The sequence below is a fragment of the Brachybacterium kimchii genome, from assembly GCF_023373525.1.
Taxonomy (GTDB): Bacteria; Actinomycetota; Actinomycetes; order Actinomycetales; family Dermabacteraceae; genus Brachybacterium; species Brachybacterium kimchii.
Window position 1 is genome coordinate 683,960 of record NZ_CP097218.1, and the last position, 16,575, is coordinate 700,534.

15 protein-coding genes are annotated in these 16,575 nt (G+C 72.1%); 11 read left to right on the forward strand and 4 right to left on the reverse strand.

Annotated features, from left to right (window positions below; genetic code table 11):
* Window positions 1-7: 7 nt before the first annotated feature.
* Complete coding sequence (gene cydB, locus M4486_RS03110) at window positions 8-1,090, reverse strand: cytochrome d ubiquinol oxidase subunit II (RefSeq protein WP_249479556.1); 1,083 nt, start codon at window positions 1,088-1,090, stop codon at window positions 8-10.
* Between the two features lie 15 nt (window positions 1,091-1,105).
* The gene (locus tag M4486_RS03115) at window positions 1,106-2,662 is read right to left on the reverse strand and encodes a cytochrome ubiquinol oxidase subunit I (RefSeq protein WP_249479558.1); all 1,557 of its coding nucleotides are present in this window, start codon (window positions 2,660-2,662) and stop codon (window positions 1,106-1,108) included.
* A gap of 467 nt (window positions 2,663-3,129) precedes the next feature.
* Between M4486_RS03115 and M4486_RS03120 the strand changes: the two genes are divergently transcribed.
* From M4486_RS03120 to proB, 5 genes are all read left to right on the forward strand, one after another.
* The gene (locus M4486_RS03120; protein ID WP_249479560.1) at window positions 3,130-6,465 is read left to right on the forward strand and encodes an Rne/Rng family ribonuclease; all 3,336 of its coding nucleotides are present in this window, start codon (window positions 3,130-3,132) and stop codon (window positions 6,463-6,465) included.
* 258 nt (window positions 6,466-6,723) lie between these two features.
* On the forward strand, window positions 6,724-7,032 hold the full coding sequence (rplU, locus tag M4486_RS03125; protein WP_152352808.1) for a 50S ribosomal protein L21: 309 nt from the start codon (window positions 6,724-6,726) through the stop codon (window positions 7,030-7,032).
* A 39-nt stretch (window positions 7,033-7,071) separates the two neighbouring features.
* Window positions 7,072-7,326 carry a 50S ribosomal protein L27 gene (gene rpmA / locus M4486_RS03130; RefSeq protein WP_152352809.1) on the forward strand — a complete coding sequence of 85 codons (255 nt, stop codon included), beginning with the start codon at window positions 7,072-7,074 and terminating at the stop codon, window positions 7,324-7,326.
* A 126-nt stretch (window positions 7,327-7,452) separates the two neighbouring features.
* Entirely contained in the window at window positions 7,453-8,985 is a 1,533-nt protein-coding gene (gene obgE / locus M4486_RS03135; RefSeq protein WP_249479562.1) for a GTPase ObgE, read from the forward strand.
* Window positions 8,986-8,987: 2 nt separating this feature from the next.
* On the forward strand, window positions 8,988-10,175 hold the full coding sequence (gene proB, locus M4486_RS03140) for a glutamate 5-kinase (protein WP_249479567.1): 1,188 nt from the start codon (window positions 8,988-8,990) through the stop codon (window positions 10,173-10,175).
* Window positions 10,176-10,389: 214 nt separating this feature from the next.
* On the opposite strand, the gene M4486_RS03145 is transcribed toward proB, so the two are convergent.
* Window positions 10,390-11,376, reverse strand: a complete 987-nt coding sequence (locus M4486_RS03145) for a ribokinase (RefSeq protein WP_249479569.1) — start codon at window positions 11,374-11,376, stop codon at window positions 10,390-10,392.
* A gap of 199 nt (window positions 11,377-11,575) precedes the next feature.
* Window positions 11,576-11,950: a DUF488 domain-containing protein gene (locus M4486_RS03150; RefSeq protein WP_249479571.1), complete on the reverse strand. Its 375-nt coding sequence runs from the start codon at window positions 11,948-11,950 to the stop codon at window positions 11,576-11,578.
* A 192-nt stretch (window positions 11,951-12,142) separates the two neighbouring features.
* On the opposite strand from M4486_RS03150, the gene M4486_RS03155 reads away from it, so the two are divergent.
* From M4486_RS03155 to M4486_RS03180, 6 genes are all read left to right on the forward strand, one after another.
* Complete coding sequence (locus tag M4486_RS03155) at window positions 12,143-13,516, forward strand: glutamate-5-semialdehyde dehydrogenase (RefSeq protein WP_249479576.1); 1,374 nt, start codon at window positions 12,143-12,145, stop codon at window positions 13,514-13,516.
* Window positions 13,517-13,617: 101 nt separating this feature from the next.
* Window positions 13,618-13,839, forward strand: coding sequence for a hypothetical protein (locus M4486_RS03160; RefSeq protein ID WP_152352815.1), 222 nt, complete (start codon window positions 13,618-13,620; stop codon window positions 13,837-13,839).
* A gap of 3 nt (window positions 13,840-13,842) precedes the next feature.
* Window positions 13,843-14,451 carry a nicotinate-nucleotide adenylyltransferase gene (nadD, locus tag M4486_RS03165; protein ID WP_152352816.1) on the forward strand — a complete coding sequence of 203 codons (609 nt, stop codon included), beginning with the start codon at window positions 13,843-13,845 and terminating at the stop codon, window positions 14,449-14,451.
* Window positions 14,444-15,499, forward strand: a complete 1,056-nt coding sequence (locus tag M4486_RS03170; RefSeq protein ID WP_249479578.1) for a prolipoprotein diacylglyceryl transferase — start codon at window positions 14,444-14,446, stop codon at window positions 15,497-15,499. The genes nadD and M4486_RS03170 overlap by 8 nt, the downstream gene beginning before the upstream one ends.
* Entirely contained in the window at window positions 15,496-15,870 is a 375-nt protein-coding gene (gene rsfS / locus M4486_RS03175) for a ribosome silencing factor (protein WP_249479582.1), read from the forward strand. Before M4486_RS03170 ends, rsfS begins: the two co-directional genes overlap by 4 nt.
* A complete protein-coding gene (locus M4486_RS03180; protein ID WP_249479584.1) occupies window positions 15,867-16,502 on the forward strand; it encodes a histidine phosphatase family protein in 636 nt (211 codons plus the stop codon). Before rsfS ends, M4486_RS03180 begins: the two co-directional genes overlap by 4 nt.
* Window positions 16,503-16,575 lie beyond the last annotated feature (73 nt).

A 16,575-nucleotide genomic window follows, 5' to 3' on the forward strand; every position in this document is an offset into this window, starting at 1 on the left:
GCGGGGCTCACTCCTGCTCGAAGGCCTGTCGGTACCCGCGGCGGGCGCGCGCCAGCAGGGTCTCCGGGGCGTCCGAGCCGTCACCGGTCACCGGATGGCGGAACACCCAGTACGCCCAGATCGTGTAGGCGATCACGCACGGCAGCAGCACGCACGCGGCGATCAGCATCACCGTGAGGGTGTGCGGGGACGAGGAGGCGTTCGCGACCGTCAACGAATGGGCCGCATCGTTCGCGGCGGGCATCACGAACGGGAAGAGTCCCGCGAACAGCTGCACGCCGGCGGCGGCGATCGCGATCGCACTCGCGATGAAGGCGAGTCCGTCGCGGCGCGCACGGTTCGTCGCGATCACCGCGACCAGGGCGAGCGCGGCGACGGCGAGCGGGATCCAGGTGAGCGCGGTGTGGGACACCGTCAGCTGCGCCCAGATCAGGTAGACGGCGCCCAGCACGGTCGTGGGCCAGATCGTGCGCCCCGCGAGGGTGCGGGCGTCCGCGCGCAGCGGGTCGCCGGTGCGCAGCACCAGGTACAGCGAGCCGTGGGTCCAGAACAGCATCACGAACACGAGCCCGCCCAGCAGGGCGAACGGGGTGAGCAGGCCCAGCACGGAGGTCGTCACCCATTTGTTCTCGTCGATCGCGACGCCCGCGACGATGTTCGAGAAGGCGACGCCCCACAGGAACGAGGGGAGCAGCGCGGTGATCGTGTGGACGACGTCCCAGGAGGCGCGCCAGCGACGGCCCTCGAGCTTGTCCCGCCACTTGAAGGCGCAGACGCGCAGGATCAGCGAGAGCAGGATGACCAGCAGCGGGATGTAGAACCCGGAGAACAGCGTCGCGTACCACTCGGGGAAGGCCGCGAACAGGGAGGCGCCGGCGGTGATCAGCCAGACCTGGTTGCCGTCCCAGATAGGGCCGATGGTCGAGAGCATCGTGCCGCGGCGCTCGCTGTCGCCGCGACCCAGGACGCCCAGGTTCATCTCGACACCGAAGTCGAAGCCCTCGAGCACGAAGTAGACGGCGAACATGAACGCGATGAGGCAGAACCACGCGGTCTGCACGGCGGTGGGGTCGGTGAGGACGGGATCCATGGCTCCGTGTCTCCCTCAGTACTCGAAGGACAGGGTGGGGGTGTCCAGCTGCTGCGTCTCAGGGTCGCGCCGGGGCAGTGGTATGCCCTTGAGCGCGGCCTTGCGCATGAGGTGGAACCAGATCACGGCGAGCACCGTGTAGAGCAGGGCGAAGGACGTGAGCGAGGTGATCACCATCCAGGCGGGATTGCCCGACACCCCCTGCATCGTCATCAGGAACACCGTGGGGTCATCCGGATTGGGGACCACCACCCAGGGCTGTCGGCCCATCTCGGTGAAGACCCAGCCGGCGGCGTTCGCGAAGAACGGCATCGGGATCGACAGCACGGCGAACCACTTGAAGACCTGCGAGCCGGAGGTGCGCGCCTTCTCGCCCCGCCCGCGGGTGATCCACAGCGCCCAGAAGGCGAGGACCGCGCTGAAGACGGCCAGGCCGATCATCAGGCGGAACGACCAGAAGGTGACGAACAGGTTGGGCCGGTAGTCGGCCGCGTGCTGCTCGCCGTGCACGTCGGTGACGGTGGTGCCGTAGGTCTCGAGGTCCTTCGCCTGCAGCTCGTCGACGCCCTGGAGGGTCGCGTCGAAGGTGTGCGTGGCCAGGAACGAGGTCACGTAGGGGACCTGGATGACGTGGGTGACGTCCCCGCAGTCCTGGTGGAAGGCCTGGGGCCCGCCGACGGTGAGGATCGAGAACGACGCCCCGGTCTCCGTCTCGCAGAGCGCTTCGGCCGAGGCCATCTTCATCGGCTGCTGCTTGAACATGATCTGGCCCTGCTGGTCGCCCGTGACGAAAAGGCCCAGGCCGGCGATGAACAGAGCGATCACGCCGAAGCGGACGGCGGGACGGAAGATCGTGCGCGCCTGCTGGTCGTGCGCGCGGCCCTCGTCGGTGGTCAGGCCCGCGGTGCGGGCGCGGTTGTGGTGGGTGACCATGTGCCACGAGGCGACGCCGGTGACGAAGGCGGCGGCGACCAGCAGGGCGCCGAAGATGATGTGCGGGAAGGCCACGAGGGTGGTGATGTTCGTGAGGATCGCCCACAGCCCGCCCTTGTCGGGATCGAGCTCAGCACGTCCCGTCTCGGGGTTGATCGAGGCGCCCACCGGGTGCTGCATGAAGGAGTTCGCGGCCACGATGAAGTAGGCGGAGGCCATGGTGCCGAAGGAGACGCACCAGATGGTCAGCAGGTGCACCTTCTCGGGCAGGCGGCCCCAGCCGAAGATCCACAGTCCCAGGAACACCGACTCCATGAAGAAGGCGACGAGGCCCTCGAGGGCCAGCGGTGCGCCGAACACGTCGCCCACGAACCGCGAGTACTCCGACCAGTTCATGCCGAACTGGAACTCCTGGAGGATGCCGGTGGCGATGCCGATGCCGAAGTTCACGATCAGCATCGAGCCGAAGAACTTCGTCAGACGGGTCCAGGCGTCCTTGGCGATCGGGTTGCGCGAGCGCATGGAGATCGTCTGCATGACGGCGACCAGGAAGGACAGGCCGATCGTGAGCGGGACGAAGAGGAAGTGGTAGACGGTCATCGAGCCGAACTGCCACCGAGCGATGTCGAGGGCTTCCATGGGTCCTGTCCTCCGTGGGGCGAGGGGACGGCGCGGCACGCGAGTGCGCCGCGTTCACGCTCAGCGTAGGACCCGGGGGAGCAGGCGCCGAGGGACGATGGTCCTGCCGCCGGCGGGATCCGAGCGGGATCCGCCGAAGCTGTCCAGAGCCCGTCCGGGCACCTCCGGTCCTCTCGCCCCGGAGCCTTCGCACGCGTCTCACGGGTGCGCGGGTCCCCGGAAGGGGCGCTCGCCTGTGCCATACTGCCGGGAGCGCTCTTCCTCCGCGTACCCGGAGGGGGAACCTCCTCGGGGCCGACCAGCCATGCACCGATACCGCGCACAGCGCGATCGAGATGCATCGAGCGGCCGACATCGCAGCGCTCCTGACCTGGAGCCGCGCGCCGGAGAGGGCGAACGACTTCCGTCCGCATGGACGATGACCGAAGGGCCCGGGGTGCGTCGGTCCCTCTATGAGGAGCAGCCCCATGGCTGAGGACATCAGCACCCCCGACACGTCGGCGTCGCAGGAGACGCCCAGCACCACGAGCGGAACGGGGAGGGCGAAGCGTCCGCGCCGCCGCGCCGGATCCCCGGTCGGCGCGCCGCAGCACCAGGAGACGGCGCCCGAGCCCGACGCTCCCCAGCGGCACACCACCGTCGCCGCCCAGCAGACTCCGACGAGCGAGCCGGCCCCCGCACCGGCCGAGAAGCCCGCGACCACGCGCCGACGCCGCGCCGCCGGCGCCCCCGCCGGCCCGCCCGCCGCGCCGACCTCCCCCGCCGAGCCCGTCGAGGCCGCCGACGAGCGGACCGCGGCAGCTGATGCCGCCGGGACTCCCGTCGTCGAGACCGCCGCGGCCGAGACCCCCGCCGAGCCCGCGCCCGAGACGGCCCCTGCGGCCGATGCCGCGGACGAGACCGATGCCGCGGACGAGACCGACGACGCCGCCAGCACGGAGGTCGAGCCCGAGGACTCCGATGACGCCGAGGACTCGGAGCAGCCCAGCGGCGTCGCCGCGGACCTGCAGGCTCTCGCCGAGAACCGCCCGCACGAGCCGAAGCGGGCCGTGCGCGAGCAGACCCAGATCGATTTCGCCTCGCTCATCTTCCAGGCGCCCACGCCCGAGAAGCGCACCACGGTGCCCGAGCAGCGCGCCGGCCACGACGACGAGGACCACGAGTCCGGCAGTGCGGAGCTGTCCTTCGGCACCGCCTCCCGCGGTTCGCGCCGCCGCCGCGCCACCCGGCCCCAGAGCGAGGCGGTGCTCCCCGAGCAGGAGCACGCGCCCTCGGACGGCGAGGACGCCGCGGAGGCCGACGAGACAGACGTGAGCTCGGACGAGCAGGCGCAGGAGGAGCAGGGCGGCCGCGGCCGCGGCTCCCGCGGGCGCCGCTCCTCGAGCCGTCGCCGCCGCGGCTCGTCCCGGGGCGAGGCCTCCGAGGACGAGTCGGGCGAGGAGAACGGCCCGGCATCCGGCGAGGACCGCCGCGCCCGGCGCGATGACGCCCGCGACGACGCCGAGGCGGATGCGAGCGGCGCGGACGAGGACAACGACGGCAGCGGCGAGGAGGAGGACGGCCAGTCCTCCGGCTCCTCGCGTCGCCGCCGTCGCCGGGGCGGCCGTGGTCGCCGCGGACGCGGACGGGGCGAGGACTCCGCCGATCGCGAGGACGAGGACTCCCGCGACGACGAGCGCTCCGAGGACTCCTCCGACGACGCCTCCGAGCGATTGAAGAAGGAGAAGAAGGACACGCAGGACTCGTCGGCGGACGACTCCGAGAGCCGCGACACGCAGGACGGCGAGGACCAGGGCAAGGACGAGGACGGCTCCTCGGGCGGGTCGAGCTCGCGCCGTCGTCGCCGTCGTCGCCGCTCCGGCTCCTCGTCGGGCTCGGAGAACGGCGCGTCGGCCGACGATCCGCCCAACACCGTCGTCAAGGTCCGCGAGGCCCGTGACGAGGTCAAGGCCGTCAAGGGATCGACCCGCCTGGAGGCCAAGAAGCAGCGCCGCCGGGAGGGGCGCGACCAGGGCCGCCGCCGCAGCGTGATCACCGAGGCCGAGTTCCTCGCCCGCCGCGAGTCCGTCAAGCGCTCCATGGTGGTGCGCGAGCGCAAGGGCAGCACCCAGATCGCGGTGCTCGAGGATGACATCCTCGTCGAGCACTACGTCGCACAGAAGTCGCACACCTCGATGGTCGGCAACGTGTACCTGGGCAAGGTCCAGAACGTGCTGCCGTCGATGGAGGCGGCCTTCGTCGACATCGGCAAGGGCCGCAACGCCGTGCTGTACGCGGGCGAGGTCAACTGGGACGCCGCCGGCCTCGAGGGCCAGCCCCGCCGCATCGAGCTCGCGCTCTCCAGCGGCGACCCGGTGCTGGTGCAGGTCACCAAGGACCCGATCGGACACAAGGGCGCGCGGCTGACCAGCCAGATCTCCCTGCCCGGCCGCTACGTGGTCTTCGTGCCGGGCGGCTCGATGACCGGCATCTCCCGCAAGCTGCCCGACGCCGAGCGCTCGCGGCTGAAGAAGATCATGAAGCAGGTCATCCCCGAGGACGCCGGCGTCATCGTGCGCACCGCCTCCGAGGGAGCGAGCGAGGAGGAGCTCACCCGCGACGTCGAGCGCCTGCGCAAGCAGTGGGACAGGATCCAGAAGGCGCAGAAGTCGAAGTCCGCTCCCGCTTCCCTCTCGCAGGAGCCCGACCTCGCCATCAAGGTGGTCCGCGACGTCTTCAACGAGGACTTCACCTCGCTGATCGTCGAGGGCGAGAGCGTCCACTCGGACGTGCACGAGTACGTCTCCGACGTCGCCCCCGACCTGCTCGAGCGCGTGACCAAGCACGTGGGCGAGAAGGACGTCTTCGCCAAGCACCGCATCGACGAGCAGCTGCTGAAGGCCATGGACCGCAAGGTCTACCTGCCCTCGGGCGGCTCCCTGGTCATCGACCGCACCGAGGCGATGACCGTGATCGACGTGAACACCGGCAAGTTCACCGGCGCCGGCGGCTCCCTCGAGGAGACCGTCACCAAGAACAACATCGAGGCCGCCGAGGAGATCGTCCGCCAGCTGCGCCTGCGCGACATCGGCGGGATCATCGTCATCGACTTCATCGACATGGTGCTCGAGGCCAACCGCGACCTCGTGCTGCGCCGCCTCGTGGAGTGCCTGGGCCGGGACCGCACCAAGCACCAGGTCGCCGAGGTCACCTCGCTGGGCCTCGTGCAGATGACCCGCAAGCGCGTGGGCGCGGGGCTCGTCGAGACCTTCTCGACGACCTGCGAGGCCTGCGCGGGCCGCGGCATGATCGTGGACCTCGACGGCGTGGACACCGGCCATCAGCATCACGGCGGCCAGGGCTCCCAGGACGACGACTCCTCGAAGGGCGGCCGCCGCCGCAAGGGCAAGTCCAAGGGCGGCAGCGGGAACAGCGGGAACGGGAACGGCAGCAACGGCGGCGGGAACAGCGGGAACGGGAGCGGCGCGAACGGCTCCGGCGGCGGGAACGGCGGCTCGGGCCGCGGATCCCAGAGCGCCCAGGAGGCCGTCGAGGAGCTCACCGCCTCCACCGACGTGCACCGTCTCGAGTCGGACAGCGCCTCGCGGGCCCTCGCCCGCGCGACCATCGCCTCGATCGCCGCGGCCACGGGCACCAAGGAGGAGCACCCCGAGGTCGTCGTCGACGGCGAGGCCGTGACGGTGGAGGCCGAGGCCCCGCAGGCCGCCGGTGACACGCCGCAGCAGGCGACCGAGGTCACCCCCGATGCCGCGGACGGGTCCGCGAGCGCCGAGGCGCGCGACGACAGCGCCGCCGACGCGTGATGAGTTCCACAGGCTCTCAGCGATGAAATCGCAGGTCGGACCGGTCATGAGCCTTGACCGGTCCGGCCGGGCCTCGTAGGCTGTCCCTCGGCGCAGAACGCGTCGATCGTCGTTCCCGGCCGCTCGGTCGGCGGAGCCGCGACCCTCGCGGGTCGCGCACCCGGCCCGGACGTCACCCGCCCAGCTCTCCGCCCCGGAGCGCCGGAGGCGGTGCGGCGGGAGACGACGACCCAGTACGAACCAAGATGGAGCAGTGACGTGGTGTACGCAATCGTCCGCGCAGGCGGTCGTCAGGAGAAGGTGTCGGTCGGCGACACCATCGTGATCAACCGCGTCGCCGGCGAGCCGGGCCAGAGCGTCGACTTCACGCCCGTGCTGCTCGTCGACGGCGACTCGGTGACCTCGGCCAAGGGTGACCTCGACAAGGTCACCGTCTCGGCGGAGAAGGTCGAGGACCTCCGCGGTCCGAAGATCCGCATCCTCAAGTACAAGAACAAGACGGGCTACAAGAAGCGCCAGGGCCACCGCCAGGAGCTGACCCGTCTGAAGATCACGGGCATCGCCTGAGCGTCGCCCTTCCAGGCTGAACGAGAGAAGGTTCTTCCCATGGCACACAAGAAGGGCGCGAGCTCCTCGAAGAACGGTCGCGACTCGAACGCGCAGCGCCTCGGCGTCAAGCGCTTCGGCGGCCAGCAGGTCGGCGCGGGCGAGATCATCCTGCGCCAGCGCGGCACCCACATCCACCCCGGTGCGGGCGTGGGCCGCGGCAACGACGACACGCTGTTCGCGCTCAGCGCGGGCACCGTGGAGTTCGGCCGCAAGCGCGACCGCAACGTCGTCAACGTGATCGCCGGCGCCTGAGACCTCGGTCCCGGCGCGGCGCGCACAGCGCGACGCAGCACATACCCTCGTGAAGGGGCGGAGCACCTGCTCCGCCCCTTCACGCTTTTCCCCGCAGCACCATCCCGCCGTCCGCAGGAGAGACCCATGGCCACCTTCGTCGATCGCGTCGTCCTGCACGTCACCGGCGGTGACGGCGGGCACGGCTCCGCCTCCATCCGCCGCGAGAAGTTCAAGCCGCTCGCCGGGCCCGACGGGGCCAACGGCGGCCGCGGCGGCGACGTGGTCCTCGAGGTCGACCCGTCGACGACGACGCTGCTGAGCTACCACCACAAGCCCCACCAGCGCGCGAGCTCGGGCGACTTCGGCAAGGGCGACATGCGCCACGGCTCCCGCGGCGAGGACCTGATCCTCCCCGTGCCCGACGGCACCGTCGTCGCCGACAAGGACGGGAACGTGCTCGTCGACATGGTCGGCACCGGCACCCGCTTCGTCGCCGCCCGCGGAGGGCAGGGCGGCCTCGGCAACGCGGCGCTCGCCTCGCCGAAGCGCAAGGCGCCCGGCTTCGCCCTTCTCGGCGAGCCCGGTCAGGAGCGGAGCCTGGTCCTCGAGCTCAAGAGCGTCGCGGACGTCGCCCTCGTGGGCTACCCGAGCGCCGGCAAGAGCTCCCTGATCGCCGCGATGAGCGCCGCACGGCCCAAGATCGCCGACTACCCCTTCACGACCCTGGTGCCGAACCTGGGCGTCGTGGAGGCGGGGGAGCACCGCTTCACCGTCGCCGACGTGCCCGGGCTGATCCCGGGCGCGAGCAGCGGCAAGGGCCTGGGGCTGGACTTCCTGCGCCACATCGAGCGCTGCCACGTGATCGTCCACGTGCTCGACGCCGCCGCGCTCGAGTCCGACCGGGACCCCGTCAAGGACCTCGAGACCATCGAGGGCGAGCTCGCCGCCTACGCGGGCCGCCTCGACGAGGAGGCCGAGGACCGCACGCCGCTCATGGAGCGCCCCACCGTGGTCGTCCTGAACAAGACCGACGTGCCCGACGGCGCCGACATGGCCGACCTCGTGCGCGACCGTCTCGCCGAGCGCGGCGTGCCCGTGTTCGAGGTCAGCGCCGTCTCCCGCAGCGGACTGCGAGAGCTCGGCTTCGCCCTCGCCGAGCTCGTCGAGGAGGCCCGCGCCCGGCTTCCCGAGCCGGAGGCCGCGCCCATCGTCCTCACCCCTCGCGCCGTCGGCGTCAAGGAGTTCGAGGTCGTCACCGAGCAGTACGACGGGGACAAGGCGTACCGGGTCGTCGGCGACAAGCCCGAGCGCTGGGTGCGCCAGACCGACTTCTCGAACGACGAGGCCGTCGGCTACCTCGCGGACCGCCTCGCCACCCTCGGCGTCGAGGACCAGCTCTACAAGGTCGGCGCCGTCGCAGGCAGCACCGTGGTCATCGGTCCTGGACAGGACGCCGTGGTCTTCGACTGGGAGCCCACAATGGTGGGCGGGGCCGAGATGCTCGGCCGCCGCGGCACGGACCGCCGTGTCGAGGACAACCACCGACCGACTCGTGACGAGAAGCGCGAGGACCAGAAGGCCCGCGTCGCCGCCCGCATGGATCGCCTGGCAGCGATGGAGGAGGAGCGCCGCGCCGGGCACTGGGCCGATCCCGCGATCGACGACCAGGAGGACTGACCATGGCCACCGTGACCGACGAACCGCACCAGCCGGCGCGACTGCAGGCGCGCACCGACATCCCCGGACCCCGTCGGGCGGTGGTGAAGATCGGCTCCTCGAGCCTCACCCGCGACGACGGGCACCTCGACGAGACCGGGCTGCGGATCATCGCCGACCGGATCGCCGGACTGCTCGAGGACGGCTGGGACGTCGTCATCATCTCCTCGGGCGCGATCGCCGCGTCGCTGCGCCCCCTGGGCCTCGATGCGCGGCCGACCGACGTCCCCTCCCAGCAGGCCGCCGCGAGCGTCGGCCAGGCGCTGCTGGCCACGGCCTGGTCCGCGGCCTTCGGCGCGCACGGCCGGATCACCGGGCAGGTGCTGCTCACCGAGGCCGACGTCATCCGGCGCGAGACCTACGGCAGCGTCCGCACCGCCCTCGAGGCGATGCTGGGCCTCGGCATCATCCCGATCATCAACGAGAACGACACCACCGCCACCCACGAGATCCGCTTCGGGGACAACGACCGCCTCGCCGCGCTCGTCTCCCAGCTGCTGGGCGCCGACCTGCTGGTGCTGCTCACCGACGTCGACGGGCTCTACACGAAGAACCCGGCCGAGCCGGACGCCGAGCGCCTCAGCGTGGTCGAGGACTTCGCGGCGCTGACAGACGTGAAGGTCGGCTCGGTGGGCTCCTCCGTCGGGACCGGCGGCATGGTCACCAAGCTCGACGCCGCCCATCACGCCGCGAGCACCGGCACCGCGACGCTGCTCACCGCCGCCGAGAACTTCGGGCGCGGCGTCTCGGGCGAGGACGTGGGCACGTTCTTCCCCGCTCAGCAGGGCCGTCGCCGCTCCCGCCTGGTCTGGCTGCGATACGCGACCCGCGGCGCGGGGACCCTCGTGGTCGACAAGGGCGCGGCCGATGCGCTGCGCTCCCGCCGCCGCTCCCTGCTCGCCGTGGGCATCGCCGAGGTCGACGGCGCGTTCCCCGCGGGCGTCCCGGTGGACATCGCGGCGCCCGACGGCGAGGTGATCGCCCGCGGCCTGGTCACCTACTCGAGCGAGGACCTGCGCGCGATGGCGGGGCTCACCACCAAGGAGCTCCGCGACCGCATGGGCGACCGCTACGGCCGCTCCGTGGTGCACCGCGACGACATGGTGCTGATCACCTCTCCCGTCGCGGACGCCACCGGCTCCGCCGAGTGAGCGGCGGAACCGGCTCCGCCGAGTGAGCGGCGGCCGGCGGACGTCGGCCCCTCCGAGGCGCGTCGGCCCCTCCGAGGCGTTCAGTGCTGCGTAATGGTCGTTATGAGCGCTCATAACGACCATTGCGCAGCACTCTCGGGGGCCGGGACGAGTGCAGCACTCTCGGGGGCCGGGAAGCGCCCAGCACCCTCAGCCGCCGGAGTGCGCAGCACCCTCAGCCGCCGGGCAGCTCCTCGCCCCCGCGCGGGTAGCTGGTCTGCGCCCCCTCCCGCGTCACCGATGCGGCGGAGACCCGTGTCGCGAAGCGGGCGGCGTCGACGAGGGACGCGCCCTCCGCCAGCCGCACCGCGAGGGAGCCGACGAAGGCGTCCCCGGCTCCCGTGGTGTCCACCGCGCGCACCCTCACGGCCGGCACCCGCACGAGCGACCAGGCCGCGTCGGACCGCGGATCGTCGTCGGCTCCCGACACTCCGACCAGGGCGCCCTCGGCTCCGAGCGTGATCACGAGGCTCTCGATACCGGCCGTGCGCAGGGCGTGGGCGAGGTCCTCCGGAGCGAGGGAGGAGCCTGCGTCCCCCTCGAGCAGGTCGAGGACGAGCGCTGCCTCGTGCTCGTTCACCACGAGCGGGTCCGCACGCAGCAGCACGTCGCGGTCGAGCTCGAGCACGGGAGCGGGGTTCAGGATCAGGCGTCCGCGCGTGCCGCGGGCAGCCTCCTCGATCCCATCGCGCGGAATCTCGCCCTGGAGGACGACGACGGCGGCGCCGGCGATGAGGTCAGTGCTCTCGCGCACCCGCGCGGCGTTCATGCTCGCGTTCGCGCCGGGCACCACGACGATCGTGTTCTCGCCGTCGTCGGAGACGGTGACAACGGCGAGGCCCGTCGGCCCCTCCTCGGTGCGCACCGCGGAGAGGTCCGCGCCGCTCGAGGAGAGCACGGAGAGGGCATCGGACGCCATGGCATCGTCGCCGACCGCGCCGACCATCGCGACCGCTCCGCCCTGGAGCGCGGCGGCTGCCGCCTGGTTGGCGCCCTTGCCGCCCGGGCGCACCTCACCGCCCGTGCCGTGCAGCGTCTCGCCGGGCTGCGGATGGCGGGCGACGCGCGTGGAGAGGTCCGCGTTGATCGAGCCGACCACCACGATCCGCGGGTCCGACGGGTCCGACGGGTCCGACGGGCCCGGCGCGGTCGACGCGGACACGGAAGGCGAGCGACGGGACGGAGAGGGCCCGGGCGAGGATGGCGCCGAGGCGGACGGCGCGGACGGCGCGGGCGCAGGGGAGTGGGAGTCGGAGTGCATGCTCCGATTCTGTCCCATCAGCGCTGCCTGCTCCGCAGCTCGCGGCAACCCCGGGCCCAGGACGTCGCGGATCCGGGACCTCGGGCTCAGGGTCCTGGCCTCAGGACCCCTGGCCCGTGCGCTCCTCCTCGAGCACGTCCTTCAGCACGGTCGCCTCGCTGATGTCGTCGCGCTTCGACGCGGTGAGGAGCGTGAGGTCCCCCTTCGCCGCGAAGCCGCGCAGCTCGTCGAGGGCCTCCGCGCGCTCGGGCTCGTCGAGCTCCGCGCGGTAGCGGTCGGCGAACTCCTCCCACTTCTCCGGGTCGTGCTGGTACCACTTCCGCAGCTCGGTCGACGGAGCGACGCCCTTGCACCAGCTCGTGAGGTCCGCCCGTTCCTTGCTCACGCCGCGCGGCCAGATGCGGTCGACGAGCACCCGCGCGCCGTCGGACCGCTCGGAATCCTCGTAGACGCGTCGGACCCGGATCGTGGTCATCGTGGACTCCTTCCGACGGGGCCGTGTCGACGGTGCCATGTCGATGGTGCCCGGTCGACGGTGCTGTGCCGACGGGTCTGCGCCGGTGCTCGCGACCGTAGCACCGCAGAACGTGACTCCGCGCACGCCTCCCCGCGTCCAGAAGGGGGACGGACCTGCCTGCGGGACGCGCCTCGCGCCTACTGTGGAGGGATGGACGAGACGACTTCGACGCCCACGCCCACGCCCACGCCCACCTCTGCTCCCGCTCCCGGCACGCCCGCCCCCGGCGCCGCGGCCGACGTCGAGGAGGCGGTGCTCGTCGCCGCCCGTCGCGCCAAGGACGCCCAGCCCGCGCTCGCCACCCTCACCCGTGAGCGCAAGGATCAGGTGCTGCGCTCCATGGCCGACGCCCTCGTCGCGCGCGCCGCCGAGATCGTGCAGGCCAACGCCCAGGACATCTCCGAGGCCGACGCCGCCGGCATCGAGGCGGGCCTCCGCGACCGCTTGCTCCTGGACGAGGACCGCGTCGCGACCATCGCCCAGCAGCTGCGAGACGCCGCCGCCCTGCCCGACCCGATCGGAGAGGTGGTCCGCGGCGGCCTGCTCGCCAACGGGCTCGAGCTGCGCGAGGTCCGCGTGCCCCTCGGCGTGATCGGCATGATCTACGAGGCGCGCCCGAACGTCACCGTCGACGCCGCCGGGCTCTCGCTCAAGGCCGGCAGCGCCGTGGTGCTGCGCGGCGGCTCCGCCGCGCTGCACTCGAACACCGCCCTGATCGCCGTGCTGCGCGACGTCCTGGAGGAGCAGGGGCTCCCGCGGGACCTCGTCGTCGGCATCGACGAGCACGGGCGCGCAGGGGCCGACGTCCTCATGCGCGCCCGCGGTCTGGTCGACGTGCTCATCCCGCGCGGCGGCGCCGGCCTGATCCGACGCGTCGTCGAGAACGCGAAGGTCCCGGTGATCGAGACCGGCACGGGCACCACGCACGTGTTCATCGACGCGAGCGCCGACCTCGCCAAGGCCGCTGCGATCGTCGAGAACGCGAAGACCCAGCGCATCGGCGTGTGCAACGCCCTGGAGACGCTGCTCGTCCACCGCGACGTCGCCGAGGAGGCTCTCGCCGCGATCACGGAGGTCCTCGCCCCGCACGGCGTCACCCTCCATGCGGACGACGCGGCCCGCGCGATCCTCACCCGCGACGACGCCGGCGACGCCCCGGCGGTGCTGCCGGTGGTCCCCGCGACCGAGGACGACTGGGCCGCCGAGTACCTCTCGCTCGATCTCGCGGTGCGCGTGGTCGACGATGTCGAGGCGGCCATCGCCCATATCCGCCGCTGGTCCTCCGGTCACACCGAGTCGATCATCACGTCGGATCTCGCCTCGCAGCGGCTGTTCACGACGGCCGTCGACTCGGCTGTGGTGATGGTGAACTCCTCGACCCGCTTCTCCGACGGCGCCGAGTTCGGCTTCGGCGCGGAGATCGGCATCTCCACGCAGAAGCTCCACGCCCGCGGGCCGATGGGCCTGCAGGAGATCACCTCCACCAAGTGGATCGTCATCGGCGACGGGCACGTGAAGCCCTGAGGACCTGCTTGAGAAACCGCGCACCACCCGGCCGCGCCCGGGTCCGGGGAGCGCTCGGCTATGGGATGATGTGAGGGTTCACGTCATCGAAAGGTGCACACATGCTCGACCACGTCCTGATCCTCGCCGAGGGCGGCTCGCACGCCTCCGAGGGCGGCGTCCCCCCGATCCTCGTCGGCGGCGCCATGTTCCTCGGCCTGCTCATCCTGCTGGGCATCACCTACCTGTTCAGCGGCCAGAACCAGCGCCCCGCGAAGACCCGCACCGGTGCTCGCGCGCACACGGCGCAGGAGAGCGCCTCGACGGACGCGCGTCGGCACTGACGCATGGAGGGGCAGCCTCGCCGGATCGGCGTGATGGGTGGGACGTTCGACCCGATCCATCACGGCCACCTGGTCGCCGCGAGCGAGGTGCAGAGCGTCTTCGGGCTCGACGAGGTCATCTTCGTGCCCACCGGCCGGCCCTGGCAGAAGTCGGACAAGGTCATCTCCGACCCTGAGCACCGGTACCTGATGACGGTCGTCGCGACCGCCGCGAACCCTGTGTTCACCGTGTCCCGCGTGGACATCGACCGTCCGGGCGCGACCTACACGATCGACACCCTGCGGGATCTGCAGCGCATGCACCCCGACGCGGACCTGTTCTTCATCACCGGTGCGGACGCCCTGCAGTCCATCCTCACCTGGAAGGACACCCGGGAGATCTTCGAGCTCGCCCACTTCGTGGGCGTCACGAGGCCCGGCCACGAGCTCGAGACCGAGGGCCTGCCCGCGGACCGGGTGACCCTCATCGAGGTCCCCGCGATGGCGATCAGCTCGACCGACTGCCGCATCCGCGTCGCCGCCGACCAGCCCGTGTGGTACCTGGTCCCGGACGGCGTGGTGCAGTACATCAACAAGTACGCCCTGTACACAGGAGGTGAGGGCGGTGAGTGAGAACGACGCCCCGCAGGCGCCGAGGCGCCACGGTCGACGTGCCCGCCAGCTGACCCCCGAGGAGACCGCCGAGCAGCGGGCCCTCGCCGCCCAGCACACCGGCGAGCTCCCGGCCACCGGCGACGGCCCGAGCCCCGCTCCCGGTGACGACGACGCCGCGGCGGCCTCGGGCCCGGAGACCGACGGGCCCGCCTCCGGCGGCGCGTCCGGCGCGGCATCCGACGATGCCTCGGCCCCGAGCACCGAGGCGCACGGGCGCGCGCCCGGTGCCGCCCATCACGCTGCCTCCAGCGGCGGCGCGGGGACGTCCGGTGCCTCCGCATCCTCGGAGGCGCTGCCCGCGGGTCGTCCCTCCTCTCGCGGCGCGGTCGCCTCCCCGGCGGCAGACGCCCCCGTCCCGAAGCTCCGCAAGTTCGGCAAGCGCGCCCGGATCATCGAGGTCGAGCCGGAGGAGCCGACCCCGTCGGCCGACTCCGCGACGACCGCAGAGGCGCCGAGCCGCGACCAGGACTCCGAGCACACGGCCGAGTCCGAGCCCGTCGGCCCCTCGACGAAGACCTCGACGTCGGAGCCCTCGAGCGCTGCCGGGGAGAGCCCGGTCGGCGGGGACGCCGGCCGCGCCGACGCAGATGGTGCGCACGAGTCGGCCTCGAACGGCTCGGCCCAGCCGACCCCCTCCGGTGCTGTGATCGGCTCCGCCTCTGCGGGCGCGCAGACCACCGGCACCTCCACAGCCACCATCGAGCGGGACGCCGACGGCGTAGAGCTCGGTGAGATGGGCGTCGGCGAGGCGCCGGGCCCCAAGCCCGCGCCGCGCTTCGACGGCCGCGTGCTGAACCGTCCCGAGCAGGGCCGCGGGAAGCCGCTGCTGTGGGTCGTGTGGGTGCTCATCGCCCTCGCGATCATCGCGCTCGTGGTCCTGCTGGCCACGGGCGTCCTCGGCCCCGGGTCCGACCAGGCCCTGGCCGCTCCTCTGCACGATGCCCTGCACTCCGCCGCCCCTGTGATGACTGCTGTTCCCACCGACCTGGAGGTCACCTCCGCGTGAGCGCTTCGCCCGAATCCCTCGACCTCGCCCGTGCCGCCGCGCACGCGGCCGCCGACAAGCTCGCCGAGGAGATCATCGGCCTGGACGTGTCCGAGCAGGTCGTGATCACCGACGTGTTCGTGGTCTGCAGCGGCTCCTCGGAGCGCCAGGTCAGCGCCATCGTCGGCGGCATCGAGGGGGACCTCATCAAGGAGCACCGCCGCAAGCCCCTGCGCCGCGAGGGCGAGCGGGACGACCGCTGGGTCCTGCTCGACTACGGAGACGTCGTCGTGCACGTCCAGCACGCCGAGGACCGAGCCTTCTACGCGCTCGAGCGCCTGTGGCGGGACGCGCCCGTCGTCGACCTGCAGGTCGAGGGCGCCGGCGCATGAGCGATCCCCGCAGCCGCCTGCTGCTGGTGCGGCACGGGCAGACCGACCACAACGTCCAGGGGCGCCTGCAGGGACAGGTCGACATCCCGCTGAACGAGACCGGCCGCGAGCAGGCTCGAGCGGTCGCGCATGCGCTGTCCCGCCACAGCTTCGATCTCGTGATCAGCTCGCCGCTGACCCGCGCCCGCGACACGGCCCGCGCGATCGCAGACGCGGTCGGCGCGGCCGAGGTGGAGACCGAGGCCGCCTTCATCGAGCAGAGCTTCGGGAAGTGGGAGGGCCTCACGGGCGAGGAGATCCGCGAGGGCTGGCCCGAGCTGCACGCCCAGTGGCGCGCCGGCACCACAGTCCCGGGCCTCGGCATCGAGGACCGCGAGAGCGTGGGGGAGCGGTTCGCCGTCGCCGCCCGCGCACTGATGTCGGAGAACCCCGGGGCGACGATCCTCGTGGTCTCCCACGGCGCCGCGATCCGCGCCGGGATCACCACCCTGATCGGCCTGGACGCGGGCGCTTTCCACGGGATAGGCGGCATGGGCAATTGCCACCGCAGCCTGCTCGAACCGCTGCACTCCGACCCCACGGGGAGGGCGATGAGGTTGCTGTCACACAACGTCCCGGCCGATTTCGCATGAGCTGGCCGAGGTTGTAGACTCGTCGAGTCGCAAGGCCGGACCGAGAGGTCAGAGCCGGATCGGCACCCAGTAC